We start from the raw sequence: 1,738 nt of genomic DNA, 5'->3' as shown, positions 1-1,738 counted from the left end.
ACTACGGGAATTGCTCATAAATTACGTTTGGTAAGCAAAAATAAAATTACTGAATTTTATGGAGAATTGAGTGAATTTGAAAACATAGATACTCGCTTGTTTCGTTGCCATCGTTCGTTTGTAGTAAACTTGGCAAATATCGTCTCTATTGATCGGACTAATAGGTTGATTATGTTTCCGAATAAAGATGAATGTAATGTCTCACGAAGGACGATGAAAGAATTATTAAATAAAATGAATCAGTAGAGCGGCTAAACTTTGTTGCTCTATTGGTTCATTTTTTTATAGTAAGAAGATTCTCAGTTGAAGCAACGAGTCGATTGTTTTCGTGATATAGACAGGCGTATTATCACAAGGGCGGCCTATGCTATTGAGTTACTGATAAAAACAGGTGTATATATAAATGAAAAGGATGATGCACAGATGTGTATTGTCTTTTTTTTACCTTTCAAGCAATTTGAGTGTCCGTTTATGAAATAGAATTCTTTTCCCTATTTTTTTTGAATAAGATGGATTTAAGAAATGACTATAGGGGGAGCAAAAATGACAACGATGATTGAAATTAGCGAAGTTAGTAAACTATACAAGAATGAGGAGGTTGTCTCCAAAGTCAATATGGATATTAAAAAGGGAGAGATTTACGGGTTTTTAGGACCCAATGGCGCAGGGAAAACGACTATCATGAAAATGATATTAAATTTAGTAAAACCATCGGCAGGAGAAATTCGAATAAATAAAGAATTGATTCAAAAGAAGTCATACAAATATTTAAAAAAAATTGGAAACATTATCGAAACGCCTGTTTTTTATAATCAATTAACGGCTAAAGAAAATCTAGAGCTGCATAGTGAATATAATGATCGAATGAGCAACGCAAAAATTGAAGAGGTCTTAGAACTTGTTGGACTCAAATCCGTTGGTAAAAAACTTGTAACTGAGTTTTCACTTGGGATGCGCCAAAGATTAGGAATTGCTAGGGCCATCTTAACAGACCCAGAAATCTTGATTTTAGATGAACCGATTAATGGGCTTGATCCAATTGGAATTAAGGAAATTCGAGAATTATTGTTGTTCCTAAAAAACAATCATGGGATGACTATTCTGATTTCTAGTCACATCGTTTCTGAGATTGAGTGTATTGCCGACACTATTGGAGTTATTAATCAGGGAAAGGTCTTGAGAGAAGTCCAGTTATCGGAGATTAGAGCAAACGGAACCAGTCAAGTAGTATTGGAAATTGACAATCCGGAAAAAGCCATAGCGGTACTTGAAGAGCAGTTTGGCAATCCTGAAATTAAGCAAGTAGGTAAGATACTTTATCTGAAAAATACAGAAGTTGACCAGTCTTCAGTTATGCAATCACTGGTTAGAGCGAATCTAAAAATTTTGAAAATTGAACAACATCAAGAAACATTGGAAAAATACTTTTTGAATATAATCAAAGGAGAGGAATCAGCATGATGAAACTGATGAAACTTGAATGGAAAAAGAATCGTTTATCCAAATACTTTAAAACGACGCTTATTGCTACAGTGTTGATCTTCTTGATCACGGCATTTATGGCAAAGATGGCCCAAAATCAAGGGGAGTTGATGTTCACTAACTTTAATAGCTATATGTCTTTTGTTAATATCATTATTCGAGTCGTGTTCGTCATTTTTTCTGCCGTACTGCTCTCTCGTCTGGTGATAGATGAGTACAAGAATAAAACACTTCAAGTATTATTTACGTATCCTGT

General features: G+C 34.3%; 3 protein-coding genes. All 3 read left to right on the top strand.

The window, feature by feature from the left end:
• Positions 1–246: LytTR family DNA-binding domain-containing protein (locus A5875_RS19440; RefSeq protein WP_141108386.1), on the top strand; the 246-nt coding region annotated here is incomplete at its 5' end.
• A gap of 297 nt (positions 247–543) precedes the next feature.
• Positions 544–1,461: an ATP-binding cassette domain-containing protein gene (locus tag A5875_RS19435; RefSeq protein WP_088935221.1), complete on the top strand. Its 918-nt coding sequence runs from the start codon at positions 544–546 to the stop codon at positions 1,459–1,461.
• Positions 1,458–1,738: ABC transporter permease (locus tag A5875_RS19430; protein WP_176244791.1), on the top strand; the 281-nt coding region annotated here is incomplete at its 3' end. The genes A5875_RS19435 and A5875_RS19430, both read left to right, overlap by 4 nt.

It is taken from the genome of Enterococcus sp. 3H8_DIV0648, from assembly GCF_002140655.1.
GTDB lineage: Bacteria > Bacillota > Bacilli > Lactobacillales > Enterococcaceae > Enterococcus_A > Enterococcus_A hulanensis.
Note: the sequence above shows the minus strand (reverse complement) of the source record. Positions and strands in the feature narration are given on the sequence as shown.

Coding starts and splice junctions, on each gene's coding strand:
- A5875_RS19435 (WP_088935221.1), top strand. CDS start 544: ATGACAACGATGATTGAAATTAGCGAAGTTAGTAAACTATACAAGAAT.